This window comes from Arcobacter sp. 15-2 (genome assembly GCF_047159865.1).
Classification (GTDB): Bacteria; Campylobacterota; Campylobacteria; order Campylobacterales; family Arcobacteraceae; genus JAIOSF01.
This window is the reverse complement of the sequence record NZ_AP038804.1, coordinates 62,357-78,838: the sequence shown is the minus strand read 5'-3', so window position 1 is coordinate 78,838 and position 16,482 is coordinate 62,357. Positions and strand designations below refer to the sequence as shown.

The window sequence follows — 16,482 nt, the reverse complement described above, 5'->3', positions numbered from 1 at the left end:
TAACTAAAAATTATAAATTGGAATATAAAATGAATAAAATATTAAATCTAATAGGTAGAACAAAAGAACTTTTTGTAGAAGATATAAAAAACAATGATACAGAACTCAAAGAGATAGTTTCAAGTTCTACATTTCTTGTTATTGGAGGAGCTGGTTCTATAGGTCAAGCTGTAACAAAAGAAATATTTAAACGAAATCCTAAAAAACTTCATGTTGTTGATATTAGTGAGAACAATATGGTTGAGTTGGTTAGAGATATTAGGAGTTCTTTTGGATATATTGATGGTGAGTTTGCTACTTATGCACTTGATATTGGTTCTTTAGAATATGATGCATTTATCAAATCTGATGGTCAATATGATTATGTGCTAAATCTTTCTGCTTTAAAACATGTACGAAGTGAAAAAGATCCATATACACTTATGCGAATGATTGAAACAAATATTTTCAATACTGATAAAACAATAGCTCAGTCTATCCAAAATGGAACAAAAAAATATTTTTGTGTGAGTACGGACAAAGCAGCTAATCCTGTAAATATGATGGGAGCTAGCAAAAGAATCATGGAGATGTTTGTAAATAGAAAATCTCAAGATATGAAAGTTTCTATGGCAAGATTTGCAAATGTAGCTTTTTCTGATGGATCTTTACTTCATGGATTTGATCAACGAATCAAAAAAAACCAACCACTAGTAGCACCAAATGATATAAAAAGATATTTTGTAACTCCACAAGAGAGTGGTGAGCTTTGTCTTATGTCTTGTGTTTTTGGAGAAAATAGAGATATATTTTTCCCAAAACTTAGTGAAAACTTACACCTTATAACTTTTTCAGATATTGCAGTTAAATATCTTGAAAGTTTAGGATATGAACCATATTTATGTAAAGATGAAGAGGAAGCAAGAAAATTAGCAAAAATTTTACCTCAAGAAGGGAAATATCCTTGTTTATTTACTCCTAGTGATACAACAGGTGAAAAAGATTTTGAAGAGTTTTTTACAGATCAAGAAACTTTAGATATGGATAGATTTGAAAATTTAGGAGTGATTAAAAATGAAGCGATATTTGAAGAAGAAAAGTTAAATCATTTTGAAACTACAATTAAAACTTTTAAACAAAATTTATCTTGGACAAAAGAAGATATTGTAAAAGAATTTTATACTATGATTCCAGACTTTGGACATAAAGAAACAGGTAAATATCTTGATGGGAAGATGTAATGGAAAAAATAGTTAATTTTATAAAAAAAACATTTAATACAAATGACTTTATTCCTTTACATGAACCAAGATTTATAGGGAATGAAAAAAAGTATCTAAACGATTGTATTGATTCTACATTTGTTTCAAGTGTAGGAAAATATGTAGATCAGTTTGAAAAAGAGTTTGCTTCAAAAGTTGGAAGTAAGTTTGCTATTGCCACTGTAAATGGAACAGCAGCTCTTCATATCTCTCTTATTTTAGCAGATGTAAAAAAAGATGATGAAGTAATCACACAGCCACTTACTTTTATAGCTACTTGTAATGCTATCTCATACATAGGTGCGAAGCCTATATTTGTAGATGTTGATTTAGATACGATGGGTTTAAGCCCAGATTCTTTAAAAAATTTTTTAGAAATTAATTGTGAAATCATAAACAATCAATGTATAAATAAAACGACAAAAAAAGTAATAAAAGCGTGCGTACCTATGCATACTTTTGGACACTCATGTAGAATAGATGAAATCAGAGATATCTGTGATAAGTGGAATATCGCGTTAGTTGAAGATGCCGCTGAATCTTTAGGAAGTTACTACAATGAAAAACATACAGGAACATTTGGTAAAGTAGGAGCATTTTCTTTTAATGGAAATAAAATCATAACAAGTGGTGGTGGTGGAGTTATCGTTACAGATGATGAGACATTAGCTAAAAAAGCAAAACATCTCACTACAACAGCAAAAGTACCACATCCATTTGAGTATGTACATGATGAGATAGGTTTCAATTATCGTATGCCAAATTTAAATGCAGCATTATTAGTTGCACAACTAGAACAACTAGATAAGTTTGTAGAAAATAAAAAAGAACTAGCTTTGAAATATGATGATTTTTTTAAAACTATTGATGATATAGATTTTATTAACCAGCCACAAAATTCATCATCAAATTATTGGCTACAAGCTGTGGTTCTTAAAGATGTAAAAACAAGAGATGAGTTTCTAGAGTTTACAAATAAAAATGGCATGATGACACGGCCAATCTGGAAATTGATGAATGAGTTAGAGATGTTTGAAAACTGCCAGAGTAGCGATCTTAAAAATGCAAAATATCTTGAAGAAAGAGTTGTAAATATTCCAAGTAGTGTAATTTTGTAATGAAACAAAATATTATCCTTATAGGTGGTGGTGGACATTGTCATAGTGTGATAGATGTTATTGAGCAAGAAAACAAATACAATATCATTGGAATAGTAGATAAAAAAGAGCTTATTGGTACAAAGGTTTTAGGCTATGAAATCATAGCTTGTGATGATAATCTTGAAGAGTTATTTAAATCTTGTCAAAATGCTTGTATAACAATAGGACAGATTAAAACCAATGAAGTAAGAGTCAAACTTTTTGATAAGCTAAAAGCGATAGGATTTAATCTACCTACTATCATCTCTCCACTTGCTTATGTATCAAAACATGCAAGTGTGGACGAAGGAACAGTTGTGATGCATCAAGCACTAATAAATGCAAATGCAAGCATAGGTAAAAACTGTATCATAAATACAAAAGCACTTATAGAACACGACTGTAAGGTTAAAGATAATTGCCATATCTCAACGGCAAGCGTTTTAAACGGTGGAGTAGTTGTAGAAGGAAATACATTTTTTGGAAGTAATGCAACTTCTAAAGAAAGTGTAAATATATATGGATTTATAAAAGCAGGGAGTGTATCAAAATGAATAAAACATTTATAATAGCAGAAGCAGGTGTAAACCATAATGGTTCTTTTGATTTAGCAAAAAAACTTATTGATGTAGCGTATGAAGCAGGTGTGGATGCTGTAAAGTTCCAAACATTTAAAGCTTCAAACTTAGTGAGTAAAAATGCAAAAAAAGCTCAGTATCAAAAAACAAATATGAATGATGGAGATGATTCTCAGTTTAATATGCTCAAAAAACTTGAACTGGATATCAATACACACAAAGAACTTATATCATATTGCAATTCTAAAAATATCATGTTTTTATCAACGCCATTTGACCATGATAGTATAGAACTTCTCAATGGTTTAGGCTTAGAAATTTTTAAAATTCCAAGTGGTGAGATCACAAATCTTCCATATCTTAGACATATAGGAAAACTGAACAAAAAAGTGATACTTTCTACTGGTATGGCTGATATTGGTGAAATTGAAGATGCTCTAGATATCTTGATAGAAGCTGGTACACAAAAAGAAAATATTACTGTTTTGCATGCAAATACAATGTATCCAACACCTATGGAAGATGTAAATCTAAAAGCGATGGTGACTATTGGAAATACTTTTGATGTAGCTTTCGGATATAGTGACCATACTTTAGGTATAGAAGTACCAACAGCAGCAGTTGCTATGGGTGCTAGTTGTATAGAAAAGCACTTTACGCTTGATAAGACTATGGAAGGACCTGACCATAAGGCTAGTTTAGAACCTGATGAATTAAAAGCTATGGTAAGTGCAATTCGTAATATAGAATTAGCGCTCGGAAGTAGCGTAAAAAAACCTTCAAAAAGTGAAACACCAAATATACAAATAGCTAGAAAATCTATAGTAGCAAAGAGTGCTATAAAAAAAGGTGATCTGTTAAGTGAAACAAACTTAGCTATCAAAAGACCAGGCAATGGTATAAGTCCTATGAGATGGGATGAGATAGTTGGAAGTGTAGCTATTCAAGACTATAAAGAAGATGAGTTGATATGAGTGAAACAAACCGTATAGAATATAAAGTCAAACTTACTGATGGATTTGAAAAAGAGGTTGTGGCTTTTTTGAACTCTAGAGATGGTGGTATTGTTTATATAGGGATAGGTAGCTTAGGTCAAATAGTTGGTGTATCAGATAGCGATGAGACTCAGCTAAAGATAAAAGATAAACTAAAACATGGTATCTCTCCATCTTGTCTTGGACTTTTTGAAGTGACAGTAGAGCAAAAAGAGCAAAAAAATATTATCAAAATTAATATTGCAAGTGGAAGAGAAACTCCTTATTATGTTAAAAAACATGGTATGTCAGTCAAAGGTTGTTTTATAAGAGTTGGAAGCAGTAGTGAACCTATGACTGAAAATATGATAGAAGACCTTTTTGCAAAAAGAGTAAGAAACTCACTTGGCAATATAAAATCAAGAAGACAAGATCTTACTTTTGAGCAGTTAAAAATCTATTATCAAGAGATAGGACTGAAACTCAATGATAAATTTGCCTCAAATCTTGAACTTTTGACAGAAGATGGATATTATAACTATGTAGCATATCTTATGGCTGATACAAATGGCACATCTATAAAAGTAGCAAAATATAAAGGAAACGATAAAATTGATTTAATAGAAAACAATGAATATGGCTATTGTTCACTCATAAAAGCTACTAAAAGTGTTTTAGAAAAATTAGAAATAGAAAATAAAACAGCTGCACTCATCACATCTAATAGAAGAAAAGAACAACCACTTTGGAATAAAGTAGCCTTAAGAGAAGCTGTGATAAATGCAATAGTTCACAACGACTATACTACAGAAAATCCTCCAGTTTTTGAGATATTTGATGATAGAATAGAGATAACTTCAACAGGTGGACTATCAACGATTAAAAATGAAGAAGAATTTTTTGATGGATACTCCAAGCCAAATAGTAGAGAAATCATGCGAATATATAAAGATCTTGAGCTAGTAGAACACTTAGGTTCAGGACTTAATAGGATTTTATCTGTTTATGGGAAAGAAAGTTTTAATATAAAGAAAAATTATATGAGAAATGTTTTTTATAAAGATACAAGAGAAATAAAAGAAGATGTCGGAGTAAATGTCGGAGTAAATGTCGGAGTAAATGTCGGAGTAAATGAAGTACTTGAATTTATAAAAGAAAATCAACCCGTAAAAGCTAATATGATAGCAGAAAATTTTTCAATTGTTACACAAAGAACCATTGAAAGATATATAAAGCAACTCAGAGATGAAAACATAATAGAGTTCAAAGGTGCACCTAAAACAGGAGGCTATGTTTTAATATGACTAGAAAAATATGTGTAGTAACAGGTACAAGAGCAGAATACGGCTTACTTTATTGGCTGATTAAAGAGATAGAAACAGATAAAGATTTAGAACTTCAAATTATAGTTACAGGTATGCATTTAAGTCCTGAATTTGGACTTACTTATAAAGAAATAGAAAATGATTTTAAAATAAATAAAAAAATAGAGATGCTTTTATCTTCTGATACATCGGTTGGTATTGTTAAATCTATGGGCTTAGCTCAGATATCTTTTGCAGAAAGCTATGAAGAATTAAAACCTGATATTATAATCGTACTTGGTGATAGATATGAGATATTTTCTGCTGTAAGTGCAGCTATGATAGCTCAAATTCCTATTGCTCATTTGCATGGTGGAGAAACAACAGAGGGTGCTTTTGATGAATCTATTCGTCATAGTATCACTAAAATGAGTCATCTTCATTTTGTAGCTACTAATGAGTATGAAAATAGAGTGATACAATTGGGTGAAAGTCCATCAAGAGTTTTTAATGTAGGGGGAATGGGAATAGAAAATATTAAAAGATTAAACTTACTATCAAAAGAAGAGTTTGAAAAGTCAATTGATTTTAAACTTAATAGGAAAAATATATTAGTGACATTTCATCCCGTAACACTTGAAAACTCAACAGCAAAAGAGCAATTTGTAGAACTTTTAGATGTTATTGATGAGTTAGAAGATACAAATATAATTTTCACAAAAGCAAATAGTGACACTGATGGAAGAATTATAAATCAAATGTGTGATGACTATGTGGCTAAAAATGCTCATAAAGCAGTATGCTTTACATCTTTAGGACAACTTAGATATCTAAGTGCTTTACAATATGTAGATGCGATGGTAGGAAATAGTTCAAGTGGATTAGCCGAAGCTCCTAGTTTTAAAATAGGAACAATCAATATTGGAGATAGACAAAAAGGGCGAATCAAAGCAGACAGTGTGCTAGATTGCGAACCAAATAAACAAAGTATTAAAAAAGCTTTTGATAAACTTTATTTGAGTGAGTTCAAAGATATTTTAAAAACAGTAAAAAATCCCTATGGTGATGGATGCGCTAGTGAACAAATTATTGAAGTTATAAAAAATGTTGATTTAGATAATATATTAAAAAAATCATTTTATAATCTAAAGGTTTAATATGCAAAATATAGAAAAATTAAAATTACAACAAAACTCAACGATAAAGAATGCTTTAGAGATAATAGATAAAGCAGCTATGCAAATAGCCTTAGTCGTAGATGAAAATAACAAACTACTTGGTACTTTAACTGATGGGGATATTAGAAGAGGTTTACTTCAAGGGCTTGATTTAAATAGTTCTATAGAATCTATCATTTTTAAAACACCAACTGTTGCTAAAATAAGTGATACAAAAGAAGATATCTTAAAAATAGCATTAGCTAAAAAGCTCCATCAGATACCTATCGTAGATGCAAATGGAAAACTTCTAGGTATTAAAGAAATAGATGAGCTTATCAAACCAAAAGAGAAAATAAATAAAGTTATCCTTATGGTAGGTGGACTTGGTACAAGACTACGGCCACTTACAGATAATACACCAAAACCTATGCTAAAGGTTGGTAATAAACCGATTCTTCAAACTATAGTAGAAAAGTTTGCAGAGTATGGATATGCCAATATTGTTTTATGCGTGAATTATAAGTCAGATGTTATACAAGATTTTTTTAAAGATGGTAGTGAATTTGGAGTAAATATTGAGTATATTTTCGAAGAACAACGGATGGGAACTGCAGGTGCATTGAGCCTACTAAAAAATAAACCAACTGAGCCATTTTTTGTGATGAATGGTGACTTGCTCACAAATGTAAATTTTGAACATTTAGATAGCTATCATATTTCAAATAATTCTATGGGTACAATGTGTGTAAGAGAGTATGATTTTCAAGTGCCTTATGGTGTTGTAAATATAAAAGATAGTAAAATACTTTCTATAGAAGAAAAACCAACACATAAATTTTTTGTAAGTGCAGGGATATATATGTTAAGTCCAGAGATATTGGAATATATTCCTCAAAATGAGTTTTATGATATGCCAACACTTTTTGAAAAACTTATAAGTGAAGAAAAAAATATCATATCATTTCCTTTAAGAGAATATTGGCTAGATATTGGAAGACTAGAAGAGTATAAAAAAGCAAATGAAGAATATGACGAGGTGTTTTAGTAAGTGATACAAAAGGTAAAAAAATGAATTTTAATCTAAATATAGAAAATCTTGGAAATATAAAAAAAGCAAATTTTGTGATAAAACCATTGACTATCATTGCAGGTGAAAATGGTAGCGGAAAAAGTTTTGCTACAAAAAGTATTTATAGTATCTTGGATGCACTTAATAAAGACTATATTACAAGAGAATTTATAGAAAATTTAACATTGATAAAGAAACAATTTGCTGCTTTTGAAGATAAGTTTTCATCACAAGCAGCAGTTGATAGAGAGTTTATTGAAAGATTTCATAATGAATATGATCCTTTTTTAATATCAATGTTTGAAGCATATCAATCATCAGAGTTGGATATACAAGAATTACTATCAAAAGAGTTTGAAGAAAAGTGTATAGATATTATAGAAGCCATAAAGTATTATTATAAACAAAGAGAAACATTAAAAAAATTTCAAATAGTAAAAAAAAACTTAGATGACATTCTTATAAATTTTGAAAAAATAATCAATATTGTAAAGGATTATAAAAAAGTAGTAGTACATGGTATTGAAGAAAATTTAGATGATAATTTTAAAAAAAATTTTCAAGTAACAAATTTAAAAACACTTTTAAATGGTGAATCAAAAAGTAAAAAAATTAAATTTGATATAGATAGCATAGGAAATATGATCACCGATGAAAATGGCATTTTAGATTTTTCCTTCTCTTCAAAAGGAATCATGGAAATTCAAAAACTAAGAAATATAGTTTTTATTGATTCTCCTGTATATCTGAAGATAAGAAAAGGTTTAGAGAAAAGTGAAAATAGATTTCTTTCTAAAACTTTGGATATTTTTAATGATAGATACCTAAAAGGCTATCCTCTTTATATAGAAAAACTTTATGAATTTTTGGATAAGAAATATCTTGATAAACCAGATTTTAAAGAATTAAGTGATGAATTACAAGCTCTTATGAATGGGAAATTAAATATAACTAAATCAGGAGATATAGAATATATTAATGAAAAAGGAATTTCCATACCATTATCGTTAACAGCGATGGGACTTAGTAATATAGGACTTATAGATTTGCTTCTTAGAAATAATATCATAAATAAAGGTTCATTTCTTATCATCGATGAGCCAGAAGCACATCTTCATCCAAAATGGCAAGTGGCACTTGTGGATGTCCTTTATAAAGTAGCACAAGCAGGAGCAAATATAATTATTGCAACACATAGTATAGATATGATAAAGGCAATTGAATTAATAATAAAAAAAGACGATAAAGCAAAAGATTTAATAGCAATCAATAAAATGCCATATAAAGAAAGCTTTACAAATCTAAATGAAAAAGAAAAAATAGAAGAGATACTAAGTGACTTAAGCTCTCCTTTTTATGAAATGTATATGAAAGGTATGATGTGAATATCTTAAAATATAGAGAATATATAGATACAGAATGTTCAAATCATGACAATAAGATTCTTAATAGAAAAGCTTTAAAACTAGATGGATGCAATAGTCTTAAAATGAGTATAGGTTGCAAAGATTTAAAATCTTGTGATTATTTAAAGTATAAAAAAGAAGAGATTTTGCTAATCGAAATATCGGATATAAAAAAACAGTTTGATTCAATAATGATTAGAAAAGATTCACTTACAGTAGAGTCAAAAAAACAGCTTGGTAAAAAATTGAATAAAAAGATAGATCCGAGAAATATCATCAGAGATGAATTAAGAGCTAAATATCTAGAAACAAGTTTAATTCTTAAGCAATTGACAGAAAATGTAAAATTTAATATAAATAAATCAAAAATATTTATCATAGCTATATGCTCAAAAAATATTTCAGATATTATAGCATTTCAATATTTGATAAATGATTTGAAATCAAGTTTGAAAGCATTTTTAAAAGATGTACAAATAATTTTAGCAAAAGATATAGGAATGGTGATTTAAAATATGTATAAAGAAAAAACTTTTTTAGCTATAATTCCTGCTCGTGGTGGAAGCAAGAGATTACCTCGAAAAAATGTACTTGATTTAGCTGGAAAACCACTTATCTCTTGGAGTATTGAAGCAGGGCTAAAAAGTAAGTATATTGATAAGGTTGTAGTAAGTAGTGATGATGATGAGATTTTAAATATCTCAACTAAATTTGGTGCAGATATTATAAAAAGACCAGTAGAATTGGCAAGTGATACGGCTACAACATTTGATGCGATAAAACACACTATAGAGAATATAGAGAGATACGACTATATAGTTTTATTACAGCCTACCAGTCCGCTAAGAGATGAAAAACATATAAACGAAGCAATAGAACTAGTTCAAACAAAAAATGCAGATGCCATAGTAAGTGTATGTGAGATGGATCATAGTCCACTGTGGTCAAATACTTTAGAAAAAAGTTTATCTATGGAAGGTTTTCTCAGAGATGAAGTTTTAAATACACGAAGTCAAGATTTAGAAAAATACTATAGACTAAATGGAGCTATTTATATTTGCAAAACTGAAAAACTATTAGAAGAAAAAAACTTTTTTCTAAAAGAAAATATATTTGCCTATAAAATGGATAGGGAAAGTTCTATAGATATTGATGAAGAGATTGATTTTGATATTGTTAATTTAAAAAAATCTACGATAAAAAAACTTAATATAACTTTAAAATAAAAAATAATGTAATAAGGTATTTATAATGTACAAAGAAAAAACTTTTTTAGCAATTATTCCTGCTAGAGGTGGGAGCAAAGGGTTACCAGGAAAAAATATAAAGGAACTTTGTGGAAAACCACTTATTGCATGGAGTATCGAAGCTGGACTGAAAAGTAAATATTTAGATGAAGTTGTTGTATCTACTGATTATGAAAAGATTGCAGATATAGCTAAAGATTATGGAGCAAATGTCCCTTTTTTAAGACCTGATAATCTAGCAAATGATACTGCTACTTCATTTGATGCAGTTAAACACACTATTGATTATTATAAGACTGAGTTAAATAAAGAATATGATTATATTGTGTTACTTGAACCAACTTCTCCACTACGAGAAGATAATGATATTGATAAGATTATTGAAAAAATTTTAAAATTTGAAGATAGATTTGATTCAATAATTAGTATAGGTGAAGTACATGAACATCCATCTATTATGAAAAAAACAGTCAACCATACTTTAGTACAATACTGGAAAGACTTAGAAATGTCTACAAGAAGACAAGATAATGATATTGCTTTTTTCCCATATGGAGTCGCATATGTTGTTAAAATGGAAGCTTTTTTAGAAGAAAAAACTTTTTATACTAATAGAAATACTTATTTTGAAATAAAAAGATACCAATGTTATGAAATTGATGATATATATGATTTTCTTGCAATAGAGAATATCATGAAATTTGAATGGAGAGTGTAAATGAATTTTTTAGTTATAGGTTTAGGTTCAATGGGTAAAAGAAGAGTGAGAAATTTAATTGCTTTAGGACATATAGATAATATAGCAGGATTTGATCCTAGAAGTGACAGAACTAATGAGGCTAAAGAATATGGTATTAAAGTTTTTAATGATTTTGATGAAGCAGTAATTAATAGTAAGCCTGATGCATTTTTAATTTCTACTCCTCCCAATTTACATATGAAATATGCATACTTTGCAGCTAAGAATAATATTAGTTGTTTTATAGAAGCTTCCGTGGTGGATGCAGATAAAATATTAGAACTTTCAAAAATAATTGAAGATAAAAATATTCTAATGGCTCCATCATGTACTATGAGATATTATCCTGGACCAAGGAAGATTAAAGAGTTAATTGAAAATAATATCATTGGTAAAGTATTAAATTATAACTATCATACAGGACAATATTTACCAGATTGGCATCCTTGGGAAAAGATTGAAGATTTTTATGTTTCTAATCCTGATACTGGAGGTGCGAGAGAAATTGTACCTTTTGAATTAACATGGTTAAATGATATATTTGGTGATTCAACTCCTTTAGCTTGTGTTAGAAAAAAACTTACTGATATACCAGCAAATATTGATGACATATATCATTGTATTTTAGAATATCCAAATAATATTATAGGTAATTTGACCGTCGAAGTTATATCAAGACCAAAAGCTGTTAGAGAATTTAGAGTCATAGGTTCAGAAGGTGAAATTATTTTTAGTGGCGATACAAATGATGTTAAGTATATCAATGCTGAGATGAAAGATTGGATAACAGTTTCTTTCGATACAGGAACAGTTCAAGATGGATATATTAATCCAGAAGAACCATACATCAATGAAGTAAAAGATTTTGTAAATAATGTGACTTTAGCAATACAAGGGCAAAAAACGAATTATTCTAATACACTTGAAGCTGATTACAAGATTTTACAAACATTATACAAATTAGAAGATATTAGTGAGGGAAAACATGACTTATCAAGATAGATTATTAAAAGCAATACCAGGAGGTGCTCACACTTACAGTAGAGGCTTCGACCAATATCCTGTAAATGCTCCTAAAATACTTAAAAGAGGAAAAGGTGCATATATTTATGATGAAAATGAAAATAAATTTTTAGATTATGGAATGGCGCTTCGTGCAGTAAATTTGGGCTATGCAAATGAAACTATTAATAAAGCTGCTTATGCACAAATGGAGTTTGGAAATAATTTAACAAGAGCCTCTTTAATAGAGCTTGAAGCGGCAGAATTATTAATTGATACTATAGATAGTGTTGAAATGGTTAAATTTACAAAAAATGGTTCAACTGCTACAACAGCAGCAGTAAAATTATCTCGTGCATATACAGGTAGAATGATGGTGGCACGATGTGAAGAACAACCATTTTTCTCTTATGATGATTGGTTTATCGGTTCAACACCAATTACTAAAGGTATTCCTCAAAAAGATATTGATAATACTAAGTTGTTTAATTATAACAATATCGAATCACTTGAAAAATTATTTGAACAATATCCAACCGAAATAGCTTGTGTTATTTTGGAACCATCATCAAGTGAACATCCAAAAGATAATTTTCTAAATAAAGTAAAAGAAGTTTGTCATAAATATGGTGCTGTATTTATTCTGGATGAAATGATAACAGGGTTTAGATGGCATTTAAAAGGTGCTCAACACTACTATAATGTTACTCCGGATCTTTGTACATTTGGTAAAGCTATGGCAAATGGTTTTTCTGTTGCAGCAGTTGCTGGAAAAAGAGAAATTATGGAGCTAGGTTCTATTGAAAAAGAGGGGGCTGAAAGACTTTTTTTACTTTCAACTACTCATGGTGCTGAGATGAATGGTCTTGGTGCATTTGTAGAGTCTGTTAAATTTCTAAAAGAAAATAAAGTAATTGAACATATTTGGAAATATGGTAAAGATTTAATCGATTTATTGACTAATATGGCAAAAAAGTATGGTATTGAAAATAATTTTGTAGCTGGTGGGGTTGATTGTAGTCCTTATTATCTAACATTTGATAAAGATGGAAAAAACTCCCTTGGTCTTAGAACGCTATTCTCTCAAGAGATGATAAAAAATGGTGTGATGATGCCTTGGATATCAGTAAGTTATGCACATGGAGAAAAAGAGTTAGCATTAACTAAAGAAGCCTTAGAAAAAACATTTGAAGTTTATAAAAAAGCAGTTGATGAGGGATATGAAAACTATCTTGTTGGTGATGTCATTAAACCAGTATTTAGGAAATATAACTAATGAAAATTGCCCTTGTTTCACTTAATCAAATTTGGGAAGATAAAAAAGAAAATTTAATTTTATGTGAAGCATATATGAAAGAAGCTTCAGATAAAAAAGTAGATTTGATTATTTTTCCAGAGATGACACTTACAGGTTTTTCTACAAATATAGCAGAAACTTCTGAAGAGGAAAAGAATAGTGAAACAATAAAAAAATTTCAAGATTTATCAGTTTTTCATGACATCGCTATTTTGTTTGGTGTAGTAGTAAAAGATAATAAAAAAGCATTAAATAAAAGTATTTTTATTGATAATAAAGGCATTATTTTAGGTAAATATTCAAAAATTCATCCATTTTCTTTTGCTGGTGAAGATAAATATTTTAATGCTGGCAATCAATTAACAGTAGTTAAGTTTAAAGATATAAAAATAGGATTGACCATTTGCTATGATTTAAGATTTCCAGAACTATATAGTGCTTATGCTAAAGAGTGTGATATTCTTGTAAATATTGCTAATTGGCCAGCTAAAAGAATAGATCATTGGAATACTTTACTAAAAGCAAGAGCAATTGAGAATCAAACTTTGGTTGTAGGAGTAAATCGAACTGGTTGTGATGATAATGGTTTGGAATATATAGAAAGTAGTAATCTGTATAATGTAAATGGTGATTTAGAACTGTTTGAAAATTTAAAAGATATGAAGATATATAATATAAATAAAGAATTTACAAAAAAGTTTAAAAATCAGTTTAATACTACTAATGATAGAAAAATAGAACTTTATAAGGAAATAATTTAATGTTAAATAATAAAGTAGTTACAATAACAGGTGGAGCCGGTTTAATTGGTCAGGAATTTGTTAAAGCCGTAGTTGAACAAAATGGTATTGCAATTATTGCAGATATAAATGAAGAAATCGGATTAAAAGTAAAGGATGATTTATCTTTAAAACTTGATACTAAAAATATAGATTTTGTAAGACTCGATATAACTTCTAAAGAATCATTAAATGAATGTATAGATTATTTAAACAATAAGTACAGACATATAGATGCTCTTGTAAATAATGCTTATCCAAGAAATAAGAATTATGCTAGACATTTTTTTGATGTAGAGTATGATGACTTTGTAGAAAATCTAGGACTTAATTTAGGTGGATATTTTATCACATCACAACAATTTGCAAAATATTTTGAAACTCAAGGTCATGGAAATATTGTAAATATATCATCTATTTATGGTGTTATCGCTCCTAAGTTTGAGGTATATGAAAATACACTTATGACTATGCCCGTAGAATATGCTGCAATTAAAGCAGGACTTATTCATCTAACTAAGTATATGGCAAAATACTTTAAAGGTATGAACATCAAAGTAAATGCTCTAAGTCCTGGTGGAATATTTGATAGTCAACACGAATCTTTTTTAGAAAAATATAAAGAAAAATGTCTAAATAAAGGTATGCTTGATAAAAGTGATATTAAAGGAACATTAATTTATTTATTAAGTGATATGAGTAAATATGTTAATGGACAAAATATTATTATTGATGATGGATTTACAATATAAAGAAAGAGGAATTATGAAAAATAAAATAAATAAAGTATTCATTATTGGTTCAAAACCTGATATATTATATCCTGAAGGAATTGTGCCAGATGTAGTTGTAGGTGCAAATGTTGCTGTACAAAGAATACAAAAATATAAAAATGAAGCAACTTTATATGGAGTGGTTAGTAATTATATATTTACAAAAAGAGATAAAGTATGTACGGTTGATTACAATGAAATTAAAGAATCATATGTTGATACATTATTTGTAACTGCATTAAAGACAGTAACAGAAGAATCAAAATATAATTTAAGTCAAACAACTTTTAATCAAAATAATATTATTTACTTAAATGAGAAAATCTTAAATAAGTGTAAAAATAAGTATATAAGTAATAAATTTATTTTAAAAAATTATGGTTTAAAAGGACTTTTCAAATATTATCTTTATAATTTAAAAGGAAAAAAAAATAGGTTTACGCACATATCAACGGGGATGTTATCTTTAGCTATAATGCTTGAACAATACAAAAATATAAAAATGGATATTTATTTGTTAGGAATAGGTATAGATCCTAATTCTGGACATTTTTATGACAAAAATATAATTATGTCTGATTATCATTTAGAAAAAGATAAGGAATTTATAAAAAATGTTGTTAAATTTAATAATTTAATTAATGTGTATGCAACGGATCCTTTACTTAAAAAGTATATTGAATCACATAAATGAAAATTTTAATAACAACACTTGCAATTAGACAGAAATATATTAATGCCTATGGTGGAGAAAAAGCTTTTACTTTTTTTGACTATATTATAGATGCTACAAATGTATTTTTAGAAAATACTATAGAAGAGATTTTTTTAGATGAAATTAAAGATGAAAAAATAAGAAAAATAGATACTCTTAATGAGTTAGTTAATTTTACACAAAATAATAGTATAGATATGATTTTTCTTTTTCATCCTAGGGATACTTCTAATACCGACAAATATATTAACTTCTTGTATAAAAATAACATCAAGTATTCTATAGTTTCTAACAAAGGAACGGAAAGAAACCCAAGCCGAATACTTCATCCTCTAAAAATAATAAAATTTGGCATCAAATACTGTCAGTATAAAATAAAAAATATTTTTTCAAAACAGAAAGCTGAATATCTTTTTACTAATTCATCTTTTTTTAACATGAAAGGTATATACAAATATAATCCAAAACAAGTATTAAAAATAAATCATCTAAATACTGTAAAATCTCAAAAAATAGATAAAATATCAAATATAGGTGTATTTGTAGATCAGTATTTACCATTTCATACAGAAGGTGAGTGTGCAAAAGAAAAATTAGATGGAAAACTTTATTATGAAAGTCTTGAAAAGTATTTGCGTTTAGCAAAACAGAAATATAAACTCGATGAGATAATAATACTATGTCACCCTAATAGTTTGAAAAAAGAGTTAGAATTTATAAAACATCATAAAACTATCTATGGTGATAGTTATAGTTATATAAAGAATAGTAAAATTGTTTTTGGTCATTATAGTAATGCTTTGAGTATTGCAGTTCAATTTGACAAGAAAATAGTGTCGTTGATGTTGCCATTTTTACCAGAGTGTAGAAAAAAAGATCTGTATGAGTTAACCGATAGACTACAAATAGATATTGAAGTTTTTGAAAATAATGAAATAAAGCGTATAAATAAATCAAAGATATTACAAAATATAATAAGATATGCGTATAAAAACTATTTTGCAATTGGATCAGATAGTTTGATCGATAGTTATACAAAAGTAGAATATAAAGTATAAC

At 28.3% G+C, this 16,482-nt stretch carries 17 protein-coding genes; all 17 read left to right on the top strand.

Going from position 1 to position 16,482, the window contains the following annotated elements:
• The first annotated feature begins 29 nt into the window (after positions 1-29).
• The 17 genes from ACMCMH_RS00375 to ACMCMH_RS00295 are packed head-to-tail and all read left to right on the top strand — an operon-like array spanning position 30 to position 16,481.
• Positions 30-1,220, top strand: coding sequence for a UDP-N-acetylglucosamine 4,6-dehydratase (locus ACMCMH_RS00375; protein ID WP_412725959.1), 1,191 nt, complete (start codon positions 30-32; stop codon positions 1,218-1,220).
• Positions 1,220-2,359, top strand: coding sequence for a LegC family aminotransferase (locus ACMCMH_RS00370; RefSeq protein WP_412725957.1), 1,140 nt, complete (start codon positions 1,220-1,222; stop codon positions 2,357-2,359). Before ACMCMH_RS00375 ends, ACMCMH_RS00370 begins: the two co-directional genes overlap by 1 nt.
• Positions 2,359-2,934 carry a NeuD/PglB/VioB family sugar acetyltransferase gene (locus ACMCMH_RS00365; RefSeq protein WP_412725955.1) on the top strand — a complete coding sequence of 192 codons (576 nt, stop codon included), beginning with the start codon at positions 2,359-2,361 and terminating at the stop codon, positions 2,932-2,934. Before ACMCMH_RS00370 ends, ACMCMH_RS00365 begins: the two co-directional genes overlap by 1 nt.
• On the top strand, positions 2,931-3,932 hold the full coding sequence (gene neuB, locus ACMCMH_RS00360) for an N-acetylneuraminate synthase (RefSeq protein ID WP_412725953.1): 1,002 nt from the start codon (positions 2,931-2,933) through the stop codon (positions 3,930-3,932). The genes ACMCMH_RS00365 and neuB overlap by 4 nt, the downstream gene beginning before the upstream one ends.
• On the top strand, positions 3,929-5,236 hold the full coding sequence (locus ACMCMH_RS00355) for an RNA-binding domain-containing protein (RefSeq protein ID WP_412725951.1): 1,308 nt from the start codon (positions 3,929-3,931) through the stop codon (positions 5,234-5,236). The genes neuB and ACMCMH_RS00355 overlap by 4 nt, the downstream gene beginning before the upstream one ends.
• Positions 5,233-6,393, top strand: a complete 1,161-nt coding sequence (gene neuC / locus ACMCMH_RS00350) for a UDP-N-acetylglucosamine 2-epimerase (protein WP_412725949.1) — start codon at positions 5,233-5,235, stop codon at positions 6,391-6,393. Before ACMCMH_RS00355 ends, neuC begins: the two co-directional genes overlap by 4 nt.
• A 1-nt stretch (position 6,394) precedes the next feature.
• Positions 6,395-7,441 (top strand): nucleotidyltransferase family protein, encoded by a 1,047-nt coding sequence (locus ACMCMH_RS00345; protein WP_412725947.1) that lies wholly within the window; start codon positions 6,395-6,397, stop codon positions 7,439-7,441.
• Between the two features lie 23 nt (positions 7,442-7,464).
• Entirely contained in the window at positions 7,465-8,850 is a 1,386-nt protein-coding gene (locus ACMCMH_RS00340; protein WP_412725945.1) for an AAA family ATPase, read from the top strand.
• Positions 8,847-9,383: a hypothetical protein gene (locus tag ACMCMH_RS00335; RefSeq protein WP_412725943.1), complete on the top strand. Its 537-nt coding sequence runs from the start codon at positions 8,847-8,849 to the stop codon at positions 9,381-9,383. The genes ACMCMH_RS00340 and ACMCMH_RS00335 overlap by 4 nt, the downstream gene beginning before the upstream one ends.
• A gap of 3 nt (positions 9,384-9,386) precedes the next feature.
• Positions 9,387-10,097 carry a cytidylyltransferase domain-containing protein gene (locus tag ACMCMH_RS00330; RefSeq protein ID WP_412725941.1) on the top strand — a complete coding sequence of 237 codons (711 nt, stop codon included), beginning with the start codon at positions 9,387-9,389 and terminating at the stop codon, positions 10,095-10,097.
• Between the two features lie 25 nt (positions 10,098-10,122).
• Positions 10,123-10,836: an acylneuraminate cytidylyltransferase family protein gene (locus ACMCMH_RS00325; RefSeq protein WP_412725939.1), complete on the top strand. Its 714-nt coding sequence runs from the start codon at positions 10,123-10,125 to the stop codon at positions 10,834-10,836.
• Positions 10,837-11,859 (top strand): Gfo/Idh/MocA family protein, encoded by a 1,023-nt coding sequence (locus tag ACMCMH_RS00320; RefSeq protein WP_412725937.1) that lies wholly within the window; start codon positions 10,837-10,839, stop codon positions 11,857-11,859. It abuts the gene before it with no gap.
• Positions 11,843-13,135 (top strand): glutamate-1-semialdehyde 2,1-aminomutase, encoded by a 1,293-nt coding sequence (locus tag ACMCMH_RS00315; protein ID WP_412725935.1) that lies wholly within the window; start codon positions 11,843-11,845, stop codon positions 13,133-13,135. The genes ACMCMH_RS00320 and ACMCMH_RS00315 overlap by 17 nt, the downstream gene beginning before the upstream one ends.
• Positions 13,135-13,917, top strand: coding sequence for a nitrilase-related carbon-nitrogen hydrolase (locus ACMCMH_RS00310; RefSeq protein ID WP_412725933.1), 783 nt, complete (start codon positions 13,135-13,137; stop codon positions 13,915-13,917). Before ACMCMH_RS00315 ends, ACMCMH_RS00310 begins: the two co-directional genes overlap by 1 nt.
• The gene (locus ACMCMH_RS00305; RefSeq protein ID WP_412725931.1) at positions 13,917-14,687 is read left to right on the top strand and encodes an oxidoreductase; all 771 of its coding nucleotides are present in this window, start codon (positions 13,917-13,919) and stop codon (positions 14,685-14,687) included. Before ACMCMH_RS00310 ends, ACMCMH_RS00305 begins: the two co-directional genes overlap by 1 nt.
• Positions 14,688-14,700: 13 nt before the next feature.
• Entirely contained in the window at positions 14,701-15,402 is a 702-nt protein-coding gene (locus ACMCMH_RS00300; protein ID WP_412725929.1) for a hypothetical protein, read from the top strand.
• Positions 15,399-16,481 (top strand): hypothetical protein, encoded by a 1,083-nt coding sequence (locus ACMCMH_RS00295; RefSeq protein ID WP_412725927.1) that lies wholly within the window; start codon positions 15,399-15,401, stop codon positions 16,479-16,481. The genes ACMCMH_RS00300 and ACMCMH_RS00295 overlap by 4 nt, the downstream gene beginning before the upstream one ends.
• Position 16,482: the final 1 nt, after the last annotated feature.

Bases quoted from the DNA above. Each gene is read 5' to 3' on its own strand.
- ACMCMH_RS00370 (WP_412725957.1), top strand. From the start codon at position 1,220: ATGGAAAAAATAGTTAATTTTATAAAAAAAACATTTAATACAAATGAC.
- ACMCMH_RS00300 (WP_412725929.1), top strand. From the start codon at position 14,701: ATGAAAAATAAAATAAATAAAGTATTCATTATTGGTTCAAAACCTGAT.
- neuB (WP_412725953.1), top strand. From the start codon at position 2,931: ATGAATAAAACATTTATAATAGCAGAAGCAGGTGTAAACCATAATGGT.
- ACMCMH_RS00305 (WP_412725931.1), top strand. From the start codon at position 13,917: ATGTTAAATAATAAAGTAGTTACAATAACAGGTGGAGCCGGTTTAATT.
- ACMCMH_RS00340 (WP_412725945.1), top strand. From the start codon at position 7,465: ATGAATTTTAATCTAAATATAGAAAATCTTGGAAATATAAAAAAAGCA.
- ACMCMH_RS00295 (WP_412725927.1), top strand. From the start codon at position 15,399: ATGAAAATTTTAATAACAACACTTGCAATTAGACAGAAATATATTAAT.
- ACMCMH_RS00375 (WP_412725959.1), top strand. From the start codon at position 30: ATGAATAAAATATTAAATCTAATAGGTAGAACAAAAGAACTTTTTGTA.
- ACMCMH_RS00330 (WP_412725941.1), top strand. From the start codon at position 9,387: ATGTATAAAGAAAAAACTTTTTTAGCTATAATTCCTGCTCGTGGTGGA.
- ACMCMH_RS00345 (WP_412725947.1), top strand. From the start codon at position 6,395: ATGCAAAATATAGAAAAATTAAAATTACAACAAAACTCAACGATAAAG.
- ACMCMH_RS00320 (WP_412725937.1), top strand. From the start codon at position 10,837: ATGAATTTTTTAGTTATAGGTTTAGGTTCAATGGGTAAAAGAAGAGTG.
- ACMCMH_RS00315 (WP_412725935.1), top strand. From the start codon at position 11,843: ATGACTTATCAAGATAGATTATTAAAAGCAATACCAGGAGGTGCTCAC.
- ACMCMH_RS00365 (WP_412725955.1), top strand. From the start codon at position 2,359: ATGAAACAAAATATTATCCTTATAGGTGGTGGTGGACATTGTCATAGT.
- ACMCMH_RS00310 (WP_412725933.1), top strand. From the start codon at position 13,135: ATGAAAATTGCCCTTGTTTCACTTAATCAAATTTGGGAAGATAAAAAA.
- neuC (WP_412725949.1), top strand. From the start codon at position 5,233: ATGACTAGAAAAATATGTGTAGTAACAGGTACAAGAGCAGAATACGGC.
- ACMCMH_RS00355 (WP_412725951.1), top strand. From the start codon at position 3,929: ATGAGTGAAACAAACCGTATAGAATATAAAGTCAAACTTACTGATGGA.
- ACMCMH_RS00325 (WP_412725939.1), top strand. From the start codon at position 10,123: ATGTACAAAGAAAAAACTTTTTTAGCAATTATTCCTGCTAGAGGTGGG.